The sequence below is a fragment of the Parasphingorhabdus cellanae genome, assembly GCF_017498565.1.
GTDB lineage: Bacteria > Pseudomonadota > Alphaproteobacteria > Sphingomonadales > Sphingomonadaceae > Parasphingorhabdus > Parasphingorhabdus cellanae.
In genome coordinates this window covers 184809-200929 of record NZ_CP071794.1, presented here as the reverse complement: position 1 = coordinate 200929, position 16121 = coordinate 184809, and the positions used below count along the sequence as shown (strand labels likewise).

The 16121-nt window shown below is 52.2% G+C and carries 18 protein-coding genes and 2 tRNA genes; 12 read left to right on the top strand and 8 right to left on the bottom strand.

Annotation, left to right across the window (positions count from 1 at the left end; translation table 11 throughout):
• Positions 1-4: 4 nt before the first annotated feature.
• Together J4G78_RS00970 and J4G78_RS00965 are read left to right on the top strand one after the other, a co-directional pair.
• Complete coding sequence (locus tag J4G78_RS00970; protein ID WP_207988033.1) at positions 5-535, top strand: hypothetical protein; 531 nt, start codon at positions 5-7, stop codon at positions 533-535.
• 14 nt (positions 536-549) lie between these two features.
• Entirely contained in the window at positions 550-1065 is a 516-nt protein-coding gene (locus tag J4G78_RS00965) for a CinA family protein (protein WP_207988032.1), read from the top strand.
• Here J4G78_RS00965 and J4G78_RS00960 read toward each other — a convergent pair.
• Entirely contained in the window at positions 1014-1502 is a 489-nt protein-coding gene (locus J4G78_RS00960; protein ID WP_207988031.1) for a type II toxin-antitoxin system RatA family toxin, read from the bottom strand. The genes J4G78_RS00965 and J4G78_RS00960 overlap by 52 nt on opposite strands.
• Positions 1489-2427, bottom strand: coding sequence for a lipoyl synthase (lipA, locus tag J4G78_RS00955; RefSeq protein ID WP_207988030.1), 939 nt, complete (start codon positions 2425-2427; stop codon positions 1489-1491). Before lipA ends, J4G78_RS00960 begins: the two co-directional genes overlap by 14 nt.
• Before the next feature lie 86 nt (positions 2428-2513).
• On the opposite strand from lipA, the gene J4G78_RS00950 reads away from it, so the two are divergent.
• The 6 genes from J4G78_RS00950 to putP all read left to right on the top strand — a co-directional run bounded on the left by J4G78_RS00950 (position 2514) and on the right by putP (position 7503).
• On the top strand, positions 2514-3488 hold the full coding sequence (locus J4G78_RS00950) for a sodium-dependent bicarbonate transport family permease (protein WP_207988029.1): 975 nt from the start codon (positions 2514-2516) through the stop codon (positions 3486-3488).
• A 3-nt stretch (positions 3489-3491) separates the two neighbouring features.
• The gene (locus J4G78_RS00945) at positions 3492-3803 is read left to right on the top strand and encodes a P-II family nitrogen regulator (RefSeq protein ID WP_207988028.1); all 312 of its coding nucleotides are present in this window, start codon (positions 3492-3494) and stop codon (positions 3801-3803) included.
• On the top strand, positions 3803-4429 hold the full coding sequence (locus J4G78_RS00940) for a carbonic anhydrase (protein WP_207988027.1): 627 nt from the start codon (positions 3803-3805) through the stop codon (positions 4427-4429). The genes J4G78_RS00945 and J4G78_RS00940 overlap by 1 nt, the downstream gene beginning before the upstream one ends.
• Positions 4426-5052, top strand: coding sequence for a pyridoxamine 5'-phosphate oxidase family protein (locus tag J4G78_RS00935; RefSeq protein WP_207988026.1), 627 nt, complete (start codon positions 4426-4428; stop codon positions 5050-5052). The genes J4G78_RS00940 and J4G78_RS00935 overlap by 4 nt, the downstream gene beginning before the upstream one ends.
• Positions 5053-5258: 206 nt before the next feature.
• Complete coding sequence (locus J4G78_RS00930; protein ID WP_207988025.1) at positions 5259-6017, top strand: NYN domain-containing protein; 759 nt, start codon at positions 5259-5261, stop codon at positions 6015-6017.
• Between the two features lie 4 nt (positions 6018-6021).
• On the top strand, positions 6022-7503 hold the full coding sequence (gene putP / locus J4G78_RS00925) for a sodium/proline symporter PutP (protein ID WP_207988024.1): 1482 nt from the start codon (positions 6022-6024) through the stop codon (positions 7501-7503).
• 14 nt (positions 7504-7517) lie between these two features.
• On the opposite strand, the gene J4G78_RS00920 is transcribed toward putP, so the two are convergent.
• Both J4G78_RS00920 and ettA read right to left on the bottom strand, forming a co-directional pair.
• Positions 7518-8057 (bottom strand): hypothetical protein, encoded by a 540-nt coding sequence (locus J4G78_RS00920; RefSeq protein ID WP_207988023.1) that lies wholly within the window; start codon positions 8055-8057, stop codon positions 7518-7520.
• 47 nt (positions 8058-8104) lie between these two features.
• Positions 8105-9784, bottom strand: a complete 1680-nt coding sequence (ettA, locus tag J4G78_RS00915; protein ID WP_207988022.1) for an energy-dependent translational throttle protein EttA — start codon at positions 9782-9784, stop codon at positions 8105-8107.
• 108 nt (positions 9785-9892) lie between these two features.
• Here ettA and J4G78_RS00910 point away from each other — a divergent pair, with 108 nt between their 5' ends.
• From J4G78_RS00910 to J4G78_RS00900, 3 genes are all read left to right on the top strand, one after another.
• Positions 9893-11275 carry a M28 family peptidase gene (locus J4G78_RS00910; protein ID WP_375140346.1) on the top strand — a complete coding sequence of 461 codons (1383 nt, stop codon included), beginning with the start codon at positions 9893-9895 and terminating at the stop codon, positions 11273-11275.
• A 3-nt stretch (positions 11276-11278) separates the two neighbouring features.
• On the top strand, positions 11279-11521 hold the full coding sequence (locus J4G78_RS00905) for a hypothetical protein (protein ID WP_207988020.1): 243 nt from the start codon (positions 11279-11281) through the stop codon (positions 11519-11521).
• A 170-nt stretch (positions 11522-11691) separates the two neighbouring features.
• The gene (locus J4G78_RS00900) at positions 11692-11991 is read left to right on the top strand and encodes a hypothetical protein (protein WP_207988019.1); all 300 of its coding nucleotides are present in this window, start codon (positions 11692-11694) and stop codon (positions 11989-11991) included.
• 363 nt (positions 11992-12354) lie between these two features.
• On the opposite strand, the gene J4G78_RS00895 is transcribed toward J4G78_RS00900, so the two are convergent.
• The 4 genes from J4G78_RS00895 to J4G78_RS00880 form a co-directional block, all read right to left on the bottom strand.
• Positions 12355-12431: transfer RNA gene (locus J4G78_RS00895), tRNA-Pro, on the bottom strand.
• A gap of 105 nt (positions 12432-12536) precedes the next feature.
• A tRNA-Ile gene (locus J4G78_RS00890) sits at positions 12537-12613 on the bottom strand.
• Positions 12614-12750: 137 nt separating this feature from the next.
• Positions 12751-13767 carry a polysaccharide deacetylase family protein gene (locus J4G78_RS00885; protein ID WP_207988018.1) on the bottom strand — a complete coding sequence of 339 codons (1017 nt, stop codon included), beginning with the start codon at positions 13765-13767 and terminating at the stop codon, positions 12751-12753.
• Positions 13768-13805: 38 nt separating this feature from the next.
• Complete coding sequence (locus J4G78_RS00880) at positions 13806-15350, bottom strand: sensor histidine kinase (RefSeq protein ID WP_207988017.1); 1545 nt, start codon at positions 15348-15350, stop codon at positions 13806-13808.
• Between the two features lie 295 nt (positions 15351-15645).
• On the opposite strand from J4G78_RS00880, the gene J4G78_RS00875 reads away from it, so the two are divergent.
• Entirely contained in the window at positions 15646-16119 is a 474-nt protein-coding gene (locus J4G78_RS00875) for an Lrp/AsnC family transcriptional regulator (protein WP_207988016.1), read from the top strand.
• Positions 16120-16121 lie beyond the last annotated feature (2 nt).

The window sequence follows — 16121 nt, the reverse complement described above, 5'->3', positions numbered from 1 at the left end:
AGTAATGTTGACAAAAATAGCAACGGTTCCCGCCATTCTGGCATTGTTAAGTTCAACCACGTTACAAGCAGCAGAAGCTGATCAATGTATCCCCCCGGAAACCGCAGAGTCGCTGATTACATATGTTTTGCCTGTCGCTCTGGGCGCTGCCAGAAACAAATGTACGAACAGTTTGCCCGCGACCGCAGCTTTACTGCAGGTCGATTCAGCGCAAATGCAGCGTTATGTAGCAGATTCTCGTGATGCATGGCCGGAAGCGAGCACCGCTATCGGAATGCTCGTAGGGCAGGACCTGCCTGAAAACATGGAAATGAATGCCTTTCGTCCGCTGATTGACGCCATGATCCCGGCTATGCTTGCTGAAGAAATCAAAGAAAAAGACTGCCCGACGATCAACAAAGTTTACAAGCTGCTCGAGCCAATGCCGACTTCTAACATTGCGAGTTTAACAGTGATGGTGGCGCAGCTCGGCAATAGTGATAAAAAAGGTGACAAAAAAAGCACCTTCAACATTTGCAAAGCGGCGATCGAATAGGCTAGCGGGATCTCATGCAAAATCTACTGCCCGAAAAACTCGTCAATTTGGCGGAGCAAGTTATTGATTCTAACAGAAAATCTGGCCGGAGAATCGCTGTAGCCGAGAGTTGCACCGGGGGTCTAGTCGCCGCAGCGCTTACAGAAATAGCTGGCAGTAGCGATGTGTTTGAATGTGGTTTCAACACCTATTCTAACGGAGCCAAACAGAAAATGCTCGATGTAAGTGACGATATGCTTGAAACATTCGGTGCCGTATCGATCGCTGTGGCCTGGGGTATGGCTCGAGGGGCTCTGGAAAAATCAGAATGCGACGTGGCTGTTGCTATAACTGGCGTTGCCGGCCCCGGCGGTGGAACGGAAAAAAAACCGGTAGGGACAGTGGTTTTTGCTAAGGCCGAAAAGGGCAAAAGCATTGATGATGTAGTGGCTGATCGCCATAATTTTGGAGCGGATAAAAGCCGGGCGGATATCCGGCTTCAAGCAGCGCTGGTTGCGCTTGAACTGTTGCTTCCTGATACATCCGAATAGTTATTGCCGTAAATAACACCAGCGCGCTCTTCAAATGCGCTGGTCATTTTATGCAAAGCCTTAGCAAACATTTGGCCTGCAAGCTTTTCAAACATCCGATTTTTGAATGTGAACTCAACGTAGAAATCAACATAGCTGCCGCCTCCGTCACGTTCTCGGAACATCCATTCGTTGTGGAGTTGCTTCAACGGCCCATCCAGATAATCGACCTCTATTGTGCGGTTCGTAGCATCCTTTACCACACGCGAAGTAAACTGCTCGCGTAGTCCCTTAAAGCCAACAATCATATCGGCGACCATTTCGACCTGCGTGTCGGAACGTATCCGTGTTCCCACAACCCATGGCAGAAATTCTTCATAGCGTCCTACATCAGCCACCAGTGCATACATTTGAGCGGCACTATAGGGAAGCTCGCGGGTCTCTCTATGCGCCGGCACGGGCTAGCTTTTCCTCACGGGCCTGACGCATTTTCGCAAAATCATCGCCCGCATGATAGCTCGAACGGGTTAGCGGACTGGAAGCCACCAACAAAAAGCCTTTGGCACGTGCTATCGAAGCGTAGGCATCAAAAGCTTGTGGTTTGATAAATTCATCCACCTTCACATGTTTCGGCGTTGGCTGCAGATATTGGCCCATAGTCAAGAAATCGATATCGGCAGACCGCATATCGTCCATCACTTGATGTACCTCAAGCCGCTGCTCGCTTAAGCCAAGCATGATTCCAGATTTTGTGAAGATCGAAGGATCAAGTCGCTTCACCTGCTCCAAGAGACGAAGCGACGCGTAATAGCGTGCGCCAGGCCGGATATTAGGATAAAGCCGAGGAACTGTTTCCAGATTATGGTTATAAACATCTGGCCGGGCGGTAACGATCGCTTCAACCGCTGCATCAGCCTTATTACGGAAGTCCGGAGTTAAAATCTCGATTGTCGTATCTGGTGTCGTCCGGCGTAGTGCCTCAATGACTTTTATAAACTGGCTGGCGCCTCCATCAGGCAGATCGTCCCGGTCCACCGATGTTATAACGATATGCTCTAGGCCCAGCTTTGCTGCAGCATCCGCTGTATGTTGCGGTTCCAGCACGTCGACCTTCATCGGCATGCCGGTTTTGACATTGCAGAATGCGCAAGCTCGGGTGCAGACATCGCCCAAAATCATCACGGTTGCATGTTTCTTTGTCCAACATTCACCGATATTGGGACAAGCCGCTTCTTCGCAAACTGTATTAAGCTTGTGCTCGCGCATCAGCTTGCGGGTCTCTTCAAACCCCTTGCCCATCGGCGCTTTCACGCGAATCCAGTCAGGTTTCCTTTGCCGGACAGGCTTGCCAGAAGGCGATGCTATCTTCGTAATTTCGTTCATTTCTATGAGATAGCGATGACAGACGCGCTTGCCAACCGCGATATGGCTGCTAATTCTAATATAAATTGTTTAGATAGCGGGGCATTATGATCGTCGAAACACTCACCTCCCCCGTCATACTTTTCTTCATTCTTGGTTTTTTTGCCGCCTTCATCCGGTCCGATCTTGCTATTCCAGAAGCCTTTGCCAAGGCCATGTCCATCTATCTGATGGCAGCCATCGGCCTGAAGGGTGGGGTTGAGGTCGCTTCCACCGGCTTTTCAATGGATCTTGTTGCAGCCGCAGTTTCAGGTGTCCTGCTCGGCTTCACGCTTCCGATTCTGGCTTTCATATTGTTACGGTCTTTTGCAAAACTTGGCGCGATTGACGCTGGCGCTGTCGCTGCCCACTACGGATCGGTAAGCGTTGTGACCTTTGTAACAGCTGTAGAGCTGTTAACCGTTACAGGATTGCCGCCGGATGGCTTCATGGTCGGCGTTATGGCACTGATGGAAATCCCGGCTATTATCACTGGACTATTGTTAGCCCGAGCCTATTCTAAAAGACTGAAAGATAGCGACAACGCCGCCAATGATAGCGGATCAAACCTGATGCACGAGGTTCTAACCAATGCCTCCGTGATCCTGCTGCTAGGCGCTTTCATAATCGGTTTTATCGCTGGTGCCGAAGGGTTTGAACCGATCAAACCGCTCTTCGCAATCGGATTTAATGGTGTTCTCTGTCTTTTCCTGCTCGACATGGGCCTTATTGCTGCCCGCCGTTTGCTGGAAACCCGCAAAATCACAGTCCCATTGGCGACACTCGCGATATTACTTCCAATCATCAATGGCACTATCGGAACCGTCGTCGGAACCTTTGTTGGCCTCGATCCGGGATCGGCCGCTATTTTGGGGGTTTTGTGCGCCAGCGCCTCCTATATCGCGGTACCAGCGGCTATGCGCCTGGCCCTTCCCCAGGCCGATCCGGGCATTTATCTGGCGATGTCGCTGGGCATTACCTTTCCATTCAACATTCTTTTCGGTATCTCTTTGTTTGCCGCAATCGCAAAATTTCTGGGGTAAGATATGGTCGCAACAGTTCAACGCAAACGGATAGAGATACTGGTCGATAATCCGCTTATCCCGAAAATTATCAGCTATGTGAAACAGGTCGATATTTCTGGCTGGAGCGTTATCAAAATAGCATCGGGCGGTGGCCGCGATGGGCGATGGCAGCAGGATGAGGTCAGTGGAGCTGCTGCGAAATCACTTGTGCTGATGATCGCAAACGAAGAAAAGGCGGGTCAGTTGACGGATGTGCTGGCTCCGCTACTAGACAGCCACAGTTTGCTGCTAACCGTCGCAAATGTGGAGGTCGTCCGGGGGGATCGTTTCTAATGCCTGAATTTCATGCACTACTGGAGGGATATAAGCGTTTCCGGGAAGATGCTTATCCTAAACAGCGGGCGCGTTACGATGAATTGTCCAAAATCGGCCAAGCGCCGCCAATCATGGTCATTTCCTGCTGCGACAGCCGGGTTGATCCCGCAACCATCTTTGATACGGGACCAGGCCAGATGTTCGCCCTGCGCAATGTCGCCAATCTCGTGCCTCCCTATGATGACAGCGGTGGGATGCATGGCGCGTCTGCGGCGATCGAATTTGGTGTCACTGGGCTGAACGTCAAACATATTGTGGTACTGGGGCACGGCCAATGCGGCGGGATTAGTGCGGCCTTAAAAGGCGGTGAGCTCGGGCTTCCCGGCCACAGTTTCATTGACGAATGGATGTCGATCATCACAGAGGCCCGCGATGAGGTTGTCTCGGCAAACCATGCAAATCCACAACGGGAACTGGAACTGGAAGCCATCAAGATCAGCCTCAATAATCTGCGGAGTTTTCCCTTCATTGCCGAACGCGAGCAAAGCGGCGAGATTAAATTGCATGGTGCGTGGTACGCCATCGGCGAAGCCACCTTATTCACTCTCGACGAAGCCAATGGGCGATTCGAAGCGGTGGAATGAGCGAGCAACCCGAACAAGCTTTTCTGAACGACCTGTCTCTTTCCCTCGCCGAAGGATGGAAGCTGTTGGGCCGCGGATCGAAGGATCGCAAATCTCCGCTGCACACGCCTTGTGTCGGAACGATCAGCCCAACCGGCCTGCCCCGACAACGCATCATGGTGCTGCGGGAAGCACGCAAGGACGACCGGCTACTGCGCTTCCACACCGATAATCGCGCAGGCAAAACAGATGATATAGCCGAGGACGCGCCGATATCGGTCCTTGGCTACCATCCAGGGGCCAAAATACAGCTGCGCCTTTCCGGAACCGCCAGGATCGAAACCGATAGCGCTGCAGCTGATAAAGCCTGGTCGGAGACATCGCTTTTCGGGAAGCGCTGTTATCTCGCGGAGCCGGGTCCCGGAGCAGCAACCGACAAACCGATATCAGGACTTGCCAGCGACCTTGAGGGCCGCAAGCCCAATGAGGAGGAAGTCCTTCCCGGACGCCCCAATTTTGCAGTTTTATTGGCGGAAATTGAACAGATAGAATGGCTTTATCTCGCCCATACCGGTCACCGGCGCGCGTTGTTCTCATGGGACGCAACCGCCACGGAATGGACCGGACAATGGCTCGTGCCATAAGAGACGGCAAGAGTGGACGTTCCGCGAGTTTCTAAAGTATCGACACTGAATCGCCCTAAATTTCTCCTATTGTTCATTTAAATAGGTATTTTTCTGTCAAACACACCCGTGTTGAAGAGTCGAAAATATCTTGTGAAATGGAGGCAATGTAGGAAAGCCGTTTTTTCCGCTTGAAGCCTCGCCACGCGAAGTTCATCACTGTGGCAATGACAAAATTACATAATGATAATATCGCCCTGCTGATTGATGCTGACAATGCCAGTCATGCCGGACTTGATCCGGTTTTGACGGCACTGGCTGAGCTGGGCACGGTCAATATTCGGCGCGCTTATGGTAACTGGCGCAAACAGTCGCTGAAGGGCTGGGTCGATATCTTGCACAAATATGGCATAGAGCCACAGCAGCAATTTGACATGACCAAGGGCAAAAATGCCACTGACATGAAGATGACCATTGATGCGATGGACTTGCTGTTTCGTGGCAATATCGGCGGCTTTGGCGTGATGAGCAGCGATAGCGACTTCATGCCGCTGGCCATGCGCATCCGGCAGGAAGGCATTCCCGTCTACGGCTTTGGGAGCGCCAAGACGCCCGAAGCCTTTAAACAGGCCTGCAGTCGTTTCATCGATGTCGATGCGCTGATCAAGGCCAATAGAAGAGAACGCAGCGGCGATAGTGGCGCCAAGACGGCTGCGAAAGCCGATGATGGTGAGGAGGAGCCCAGTGCGCGAGGCAAGGTCGATGACCAATTGCTCAAGCTGCTCATCGACGCTTACCAGGCGAGCAAGCGAGATGCCGAAGGCTATGCAAGCCTGTCGGAAGTCGGGAAGATTGCCGGCAACCGTTCCAGCTTCGATGTGCGCAATTACGGCTTTTCAAGGCTATCGGACATGTTCGAAGAAGTTCCGAACTTTCAGACAAAACGTGATGATAAGAGCCAGTTATTTGTGAAACGGTTGCGCTAGCGCCATGCAAACCGGAACATTGATATCGCTCGCCCTGTATTTTGCCGCCATGCTCGCCATCGGATTTTATGCGTGGCGCAAATCAACCGATAGCAGCGAAGGCTATCTGCTCGGCGGGCGCAAGCTCAGCCCTGCAGTGGCAGCACTCTCCGCCGGAGCCTCCGACATGTCGGGCTGGCTGTTGCTCGGCCTGCCGGGTGCACTTTATGCGGCGGGAATGGTGGAGGTCTGGATCGGAATCGGGCTGTTTGTCGGCGCGCTGATCAACTGGATCATTGTCGCGCCCCGCCTGCGCGAACAGACGGAACAACTGGGCAACGCCCTCACCATTCCCGAGTTTCTCGCCAACCGCTTTCCTGACAAGGCACTGGCTTTGCGTATCACGTCAGCCATCATCATCGTGTTGTTTTTCGCGGTCTATACCGCCGCCGGCCTAGTCGGCGGTGGCAAGCTGTTCGAGACCAGTTTCGCCGGGCTTTTCGGCCAAACGGCGATGAGCGACTATATGACTGGCATCTGGATTACCGCGGGTGTGGTGCTCGCCTATACCATGGTCGGGGGGTTTCTTGCGGTCAGTCTGACCGATTTTGTCCAGGGCTGCATCATGGTTGTCGCATTGGTGCTGATGCCACTAGTCGTTTTAAGTGGTGATGGTGGCGTCGGGGCAGTTACATCGCAGCTCAATAGGATTGATCCGGGCTATCTCAGCTTGACCGCTGGACTGTCCTTTGTCGGATTTCTTTCGGCTGTCACTTGGGGTTTGGGCTATTTCGGACAACCCCATATCATTGTCCGGTTCATGGCCATCCGTTCGGTCGCGGAAGTCCCCAAAGCGCGCAATATCGGCATGAGCTGGATGGGTGTGGCTTTGCTCGGAGCGATCGGTGTCGGAATCACAGGCCGCGCTTATGTCGAGATGAACGGACTGGTGCTGGAAGACCCCGAAACCATCTTCATCCTGCTTGCCAACACCCTGTTCCACCCGCTCATTACCGGCTTTCTGCTCGCCGCTCTGCTGGCCGCCATAATGAGCACCATCAGTTCACAGCTGCTGGTATCGTCCAGTTCCCTGACCGAGGATTTCTATCGGTTATTCCTGCGCAAACAAGCCAGCGAGCGGGAGACGGTCAATGTCGGGCGGTTATTCGTCGCTTTGGTGGCCTTGCTGGCTATCTATATCGCGCGTGATCCAGATAGTCAGGTTCTGGGACTAGTGAGCAACGCTTGGGCCGGCTTTGGTGCCGCGTTTGGACCGTTAATCTTGCTGTCGCTGACTTGGAAACAGATGACCGGAGCGGGCGCTGTTGCGGGATTAGTGACCGGCGCGGTTGTGGTGATTATTTGGATAGCTCTGGGCTGGAATGCCGCATTTATGGGTGGGCCGGGTGTTTACGAAATTATCCCGGGATTTGCGATGGCCATGGCGGCTATTATTGCTGTTAGTAAGCTCTCAAATCGTCAGACAGTTAGCGCACAAGCACCCTGAGCTTTCCTAGATAGCTATTTCCACTTAACCAGTTTTAGTCCGGTCAGCATTCCGTTTGCTTCTCTGGCATCCCGAATTTCGGTAAAATCAGGTTTGCCTTGAAGGGCACCCATATTGATCTTCATATCCAGAAGAGCAATTTCCCCTTCTGCCAAAGTCACTTCATGCGAAACGGCCGCTGATTTGCTGCCGCTCGACATTTGCGCAGTGACTTCATGGGTGCCGGGTTCAACTTCCGCCATCAGGAAATACTTACTGCGGATCTGGCTGTTAAACTGATCGCCAATGGTGATGTTCATGCCCTGTTGGCCAGCCACAAACCCCTTGCGCATCACGTATATCCGGGCTTTCCCAGTAGCTGGGATCATTTTCATGGCTTCAGCCGTTTCCGCCGGATCGGCTTTGTCGCCTGACTTGTTGCGCATCAGAACCACAACCACAAAAATGGCCAACGGGATTAGCAGCCACGCGAAACCGGAAAATTGCAAACCCAGGAACATACCGATGATTATAGCGCCAGCAAAAATTGCAATATTAAGAGGTGTCATTTTCATGGCTTGATATCCCCGATGCCGATAATTTGATTAGGTACTATGGCAATTTAGCGCGTCAATTTCTTGTATGCAACACGGGTCGGACGATCCGCAGCATCGCCTAGACGGCGCCGCTTATCTTCCTCATAGCTTTCGAAATTGCCTTCAAACCACTCAACATGGCTGTCGCCTTCGAACGCCAGAATGTGGGTGGCGAGCCGATCAAGGAAGAAGCGGTCATGCGAAATTACCACGGCGCAGCCAGCGAAGCTTTCCAGCGCATCTTCCAATGCGCGCAATGTTTCGACATCAAGATCGTTGGTTGGCTCGTCGAGTAGCAGCACATTGCCGCCCTCTTTCAGCATTTTGGCGAGATGCACGCGGTTGCGTTCACCGCCTGATAGCTGGCCGACTTTCTTCTGCTGATCGGTGCCTTTGAAGTTGAACGCACCGACATAGGCGCGGGTCTGGACTTCATTTTTCCCGAAGGTGAAAAAGTCATGGCCACCGGAAATTTCTTCCCAGATATTTTTCGAAGCATCCAGCGTATCCCGGCTTTGATCGACATAGCCCAGTTTCACCGTGTCACCGAGTTCGAGTGACCCGCTATCGGGCGTTTCTTGCCCGGTAATGATCCGGAAAAGCGTTGTTTTACCAGCACCATTGGCCCCGATAATACCGACAATACCACCGGGTGGCAGCGAGAATTCGAGATTTTCGAACAATAGCTTGTCGCCATAAGCTTTGGTCAGACCCTTGGCCTCAATCACCTTGGAGCCCAGGCGTTCGGGTGTTTGGATCAATATCTGCGCCTTGCCAACCTGACGGTTTTCCTGTGCCGCGACCAGATCATCGAATGAGCGGATACGGGCTTTGGATTTGGTTTGCCGCGCTTTGGGAGACTGCCGCATCCATTGCAGCTCGCTCTCAATAGCTTTCTGCCGGCTCTTATCTTCCCGCTCTTCCTGCGCCATCCGCTTGGCCTTGGCATCGAGCCAGTTAGAATAATTGCCTTCAAACGGGATCCCGCGGCCGCGATCAATTTCCAGCACCCAATTCACCACATTGTCGAGGAAGTAGCGGTCATGGGTTACGAGAATGACATTGCCGGCATAATCGATCAGATGCTTCTCCAGCCAAGCGACGCTTTCCGCATCCAAGTGGTTGGTTGGCTCATCGAGCATGAGAATTTCAGGCTTGTCGAGCAACAGGCGGCACAGCGCCACACGGCGTTTCTCACCACCGGACAGATCAGTCACCGGGCTGTCACCAGGCGGGCAGCGCAAGGCTTCCATCGCGATTTCCAACTGGTTGTCCAAAGTCCAGCCATCTACCGCATCAATTTTTTCCTGCAGCGTGCCCATTTCTTCCATCAGCGCGTCAAAATCCGCATCTTCCGGCGGATCGCCCATGATGTTCGAGATTTCGTTGAACCGCTCCACCAGATCAGCGACAGGACGGACGCCGTCCATGACGTTTTCCTTGACCGTCTTGGTCTCGTCCAGATCAGGCTCCTGCGCAAGGTAACCCACGCGAATATTCTCGCCGGCCCAGGCTTCGCCCTGAAATTCGTCATCCTGACCAGCCATGATTTTCATGAGCGTGGATTTACCCGCACCGTTTTTACCGATGATGGCAATTTTCGTACCCGGCAGGAACTGCAGGTGAATATTATCGAGAACCGGTTTTGGCGCTCCGGGGAAGGTCTTGGTGAGACCTTTCATGACATAGCTATATTGGACGGCCATCTGGCGGTATCCTTTGACTTCAATGTGGTTAGATTTGCGCACCGCCTAGCGAAATGAACGCCAACTCGCAAGAGAGCATTGGCAAACAGCAAAAGGCAAGTTAGGCAGTTGTCCATGATAAAAAGCTCCACCCTGCTCGCAGGCGCGTCCGCGCTTCTTTTCTCCACAGCTGCTTTTGCGAATTCGCATGATCCTGCGGCTATTCAAACGAAAGCGCTGCAAGATAGCCTCGCCTACGAGATAACCGAAGGCTTGACCACGGAAGTCGGCCCGCGTCAGGCCGGAACCGAAGCGGAAGCCCGGGCCCGCGACTGGTCGGTAGCAAAGCTCAAGTCTTTGGGGTTTCAGAACGTCCGCAACGAACCTTTCATGATGCCCACATGGGTGCGTGGCGCGGAAACTGCAGAAGTAACGGGTCCCTATCCTCAAAAAATGCATGTGACCGCCTTAGGCAATAGCGCCAGCACCGGCGCAGCCGGAATTGAAGCCGAAGTCGCCTATTTCGACTCGCTCGCCGCCATGCAGGCAGTCCCCGACGGCAGTTTGGCTGGTAAAATCGCGTTCGTGACCCATGACATGCATCGCACACAAGATGGCTCCAGCTATGGCGCTTATGGACCTGTGCGCTGGATCGGCCCCAGCGTCGCCTCCAAAAAGGGCGCGGTCGCCTATGTGATTAAATCCATTGGTACGGATCATCACCGCAACCCGCACACGGGCAATATGAACTTTGCTGAGGGCGTGAAGCCAATACCTGCAGGTGCGCTCTCGCTGCCGGATGCTGACAATCTGGAGCGGATGATCAAACTTGGCAAACCTGTCACGCTGAAGCTGGTGATGACGCCGCAGAATATCGGCCAGCAAGAATCCGGCAATGTCATCGCGGAAGTCACCGGAAGCGACTCGTCCAAAGGCATGATTCTGATTGCCTGTCATCTGGACAGCTGGGACTTGGCACCCGGTGCGTTTGATGACGCAGCCGGTTGCGGCATTGTGACCGCCGCGGCCAAGCATATCATGGATCATGGCCAACCATTGCGGACGATCCGCATCCTGTGGGCGGGCGCAGAAGAAGTCGGCCTTTGGGGCGGCAAAGCCTATGCCAAGGCTCACACTGGCAGCAACCATGCCATTGCCATGGAGTCAGATTTCGGCGCGGATAGTGTCTGGCGTGTCGAGTTTAATTTGCCGGATGGCGCCGAAAACATCGAGAAACAGATTGCTCAAGCGCTTTTGCCTCTGGGTGTGAGTGCGAACGGTCCGCCAGCTACTGGTGGCGCTGATGTGCGAGATATCATCGCCAGCAATAATCTTGCGGTCATTGATCTTCAGCAGGATGGCACCCGCTATTTCGATCTCCATCACACCCCCGACGACACACTCGACAAAATTGATCCGAAGCAGATGCGCCAGAATGTCGCGGCATGGAGCACGGTCTTGTCCATCATCGCTAACAGCGATGCCGATTTCACCATGCCAGCAAAAGAGTAACTGATGCGAAAACTCTTTCTCCTAATCTTAAGCTTTGGCATTCTTGGCGCTTGTTCTGAAACACCATTGGAAGATCAAAACGAAGACGAAGTTACTGCGGTAGAAAAGCAGATCGAGGGTGATGCCAAGTCACTCGAAGCGGCAGCCGATGAAGCTGTCAAAGAGCTGAAACTGGAGATTGAGGCAGACCTGTCGGACGATGGAATAGCTACGCCCATGATGCCTTCAGGCGAAAATAGCCAATAAAAGCAATGCGAAAGCGTTGTTTTAATCCACGGCAATCGTTAACAGATGCCCTTCTTGGTTAACCATATCTCGCTATCTCAGTTTAGCGCTCCACGCATATGTTGACATTACCGGCCAGATACCGGTGCCAGTTGCTAACCCTCATTTCGGCAACTTATGGAGAGCAATATATGATTTACGGTGACTCATTGCACATCGATGCACAGGTTAAACAAAGCAATTCGGCATCCGTTCCCTGCGTGGTGACGACGATTTCCGATACGATCATCAAGATTGATTGCACAGCTCAACTTAATCCGGACATTGGACTGACCCTGAAAATTCCGGGCATGAATATATTGACGGCCAATCTGCTTTGGAAAAAGCATGACGAATATGGGTGCCAGATTGATTATACTTTCCATCCTGCCGTCATCAAAAGCGTGATGGAGCGACTGGACCGCAAACGCATGGTCGCGCATGCTTGCTAAAACAATGTGACAGTCTTAGCGGTCTCGCCGTCGCCTGGCCTTTCGCTCTTTGCGAAGAACCGTGATTCCCACCACAGAAATAATGACCATAACCGCTATCATTGCATAGCCAATTATGAGATCCGTCGACATTGCTAGCCTCCAACTCGGCCCCAACATCTGTTTACATCCATAATGAATGTAAGCGCACGTAAAATCGTTGGGGCGTCAAATGGCGGCCGTTTTGGTAACCAATCCCCCGGATTAGGCATCGGGAGCTAGTTCTGTTTTGGAATGTCGTTGCCGTGGCGTCAGGTCACCCTTCGCTTGCGCTCGGGATTTTTTCGGTCGCCAATCCGCCGGATTGGCTTTTATCCGAAAAAATGGTCGGGGAGACAGGATTCGAACCTGCGACCCCCTGGTCCCAAACCAGGTGCGCTACCAGCCTGCGCCACTCCCCGACGCGCGCTTCCCCTAAGCCGTGGTTTAGGGAAAAGCAAAGAGTTTTTGCGTCTTTTTTTACCTAACGCAAAAAGGACGACTTGTCGCCCCATTTCACGGGAGGTTGGTGGGCCCGGAGGGATTCGAACCCCCGACCTAGCCGTTATGAGCGGCCAGCTCTAACCAACTGAGCTACAGGCCCCAGAATAACCGCATTTCAATGAAATGCCGCTCCTCAAGGTTCGCTGCGATAGCGGAAGCATTGATGATTTGGCAAGCCGCTAAAGGAAATAATTCTTTGCGTGGCAAAACCCCGCTTGGTCGCCCCCTATTTTGAACCTATTTGCGGCCTGCAGCTGCGATTATCAATAAGTCGTCCATACCGATCGGGGAGACATCGCGCTCCATCAAATGGTCCAAAATATCTCTCCACCAGTCATAGAACCGGTCGAGATCCGCTTCGGTTCGCACATAGGGTGTATGGCCGGGCGATAAGGATGGCGAATGGAAAGAAAATACAAGGAGTTTAAGCTGGTCATCCAGCGCAACGTCAATGGCTTCCTTGGCCTCTCGCGCGGACACACCTTCGGGCGTCAGCGGAATGCGCTCCAGCATCTTTGATTTTGACAATATCGCTCTGAGCAAATTCGACCGATTGAAATATGGGGACAATAGATCGGCCTGTTTCCGTAAAAGTCCGGAAAAAACGGTCGTCAGTGGTATTTCCAAAAGGGTGTGCCTTTGATCCAACCAAAATGGTTCCGGGCCAATATGGGCAAAGTCCGGTCCGGAATCACCGCTATAGTCGAAGCGGGAGCGGACACTGCTATCTATGGTGAAACCAAGTTTCGATAATATGTCTATGCTGTTAGGCCCGACGCCATAGCGTCCCGCACGATAGATAGTTGGTCGCTTTCCCGTTCTTTGGTCGATGAAATCGCGCAGTTTTACAATCTTATTCTCTTCAAGTTCTTTAGGAAGGTTACCGACAAAGCTATTATGATTATTTAGCTCTTCTTCAAATGGAGGATTGATCCAGGGATGCATATGAACACCAATGGCGGCCGTACCACTTTCAACAACCAATTTCAGGAAAGCCGCTGCATCATCATTTTCAACGATAGAATAGTCGACAAAATATACCGGCTTAACGCTATAATTCTCGACAAATGATTGAAATTTCTTGAGCTTGCCAACCGAAACATTCGTATGCCCGCTGCGCTGGAAAGGTTTATTCCAGTCAAATTCTTCTTCGGTGTCGACACTGATCAAAAAGCGCCGACCAAGGTCTTCGGGCAACGCCATCCGGCTTGTTGCAGCGAAGTTATCAGTGCCTTGCTTCAACGTCGAAAACATCGCGGCCCCGCTTGTTCAGTCAACCGGGTATAGGCCGGTTATTCTATTTCTGTTTCCCTAAGCCCAATCTCGCTAGTCGCAGCCGCAGGTAGGGTCAAGCCTATGCTATCATCGGAAATCGTTAATGATCCGTTGGCGGATTTAGCCAAATTACGCACCAGGCGAAGCGAGAAACCGAGACCTAAAAGCGGCGCATCACTGCTGTCCCCATCAATTCCCCGCGAGGGGTCCAACAATTGTTCTTCAGAAATCCCTTTGATCCGGGACGGACGGGAAAGGCTGAAATAATTGACCGGCTGTCCACCAATCTGGGTCCTTAGGTCGGCCCGTAACTCTTCGCCATTTTCGCATGCAATAATGGCTGCTGACAACAGCCGCGCAAAAATGCGCTCAACCGATTCACTATCCAAAGCGAAGGATCGCACCGGCTCTGCCTTGTTGATGCGAAGGTCTACAGATTTGCTGTCCGTCAGGCTTTGCAAACGTTGCGCAAGACGCTCCAGCAACCAGTCAGGTTCCGTCAAACCCGATAGACTCTCCATTTGGCCCGCATCAATTTTTGCGGCGATATCAATATCTTCAAAGCCAGCGAGCAGACGCCGCGCTTCATCTGTAATCGTGCGCGACAACGAACGATATTCAAAAGACGCCGGCCCAAATAGCTGCTGTTCGATAATCTCGCTAAAGCCGATAATCGCGTTAAGCGGAGTCCGCAATTCGTGGATAAGCTGCTGCAATTGCTCGCGCCGTTCGACGTCAAGGTCGTTGTGCCCGGCATCTTCTGCGGCATTGGGTCGCCGCATAACGCCGCGATAGCCCTTGAAACGCCCCGTTTCTTCGCCAAAATACGGGATTGCCGACATCCGCCAATCACCCGCGACCACCGGAGCGCCGCATAGTCGCATGCGCGCATTTTCAAGCGGCATCCGTTGACGGAAGGCGGCTGCGCCATAGGCGTCCGGTCCGGGGCCGTCATCGAAAGTGGGTTCTGCTATCGTAACGCCGACGATAGCACCTTTTGGAGGCCCTTCGGCCCAAATGATCGTGCCGCTATCATCGGTTTCAAAGTTGATCGCATTAATGGCATCGACGAAATAGCTCCGATGCTCCAAATCCCTTAAGGGTATGTCAGTCGATCTCTTCTTTTGATAGTCAGCAATTTTCGCCACGAGTGCACTAATTTGTGACGCTTCTTCTGTTTTTGGCTCAAGATGCTTTTCAACCAAGTTATCGTTTTCCGCATCTTCCACGAAAAGCAGAGGTTCTGATGGTTCATCTCCATCCAAGGCATGTATATTCAGCATTTTGCTGGCTAAAGGCCTAAGATCCGGTCTCATCTTGACAGCTTCCTGTCCGCGAGTTGATAGCTGCGGAAGAACATCGATCCATTCTTCATCGGACAAGTCAGCGGCAATAATAGCGGCGTCGCAAATCGGATCATCATCAGCACAAAGATAAACCAATAGAGGCGCAGACCGAAGCCGACCATATAGAGCTTTAACCGCAGCGACGCGATCTGCTTCATTTACCTTATCATGCAAGTCGCGCAGCCGCGTTAAACCGGACTGAACGTCTTCGTTCATCAGTTGCCCGGGCTTCTGCGCTAAAAGATCGACTACTTGACGCCATTGCAGAGACGCTGCTGTGCCCACGGGAAAAGGGCCCTTCAGTGCGGTTGTTAGGCGATCATCGTAGCGCAATTATTGTCCCGTTTTTTCAGATTTGTGAATAAGTTAACAAGTTGATAACGGCAATATTTCAAAACCGTAACCCCCGAAAATACCGCGTCACAATGTGGGACAAGTGAGCAGCCATTGCGTGATGTGCTAATTATATTATAACAACATAATGATTCGCGAACGGAAATTGCATAAGACTATGACTGATATAAATTTGGACGAAATTGACCTACAAATTCTGGAGCGACTTCAGAACGAAGGACGTATCACTAATGTGGAGCTTGCCCAAAGCGTTGGGTTAACAGCTCCGCCGTGCTTGCGCCGTATGCGTGCTCTGGAAGACAGCGGAATCATTACCGACTATCATGCCGCTATTGATCCGGCGAAAATGGGATTCACGATAACAGTTTTTGCAATGGTTAGTCTGAAAAGCCAGGCAGAATCTGATCTCCAGGCGTTTGAGGAACATATTGAGAGCCTTCCCGAAGTCCGCGAATGCTATATGCTTAATGGCGAAATTGACTTCATGCTAAAGGTTGTTGCAAAGGATCTGCAAGAATTTCAGAAATTTCTGACCAGCAAATTGACCTCTGCACCAAATGTGGCCAGCGTGAAAACATCGCTTACTATTCGGTCGGCAAAAAACCTTCCAGGCGTTCCGATTCGAGAATAGCG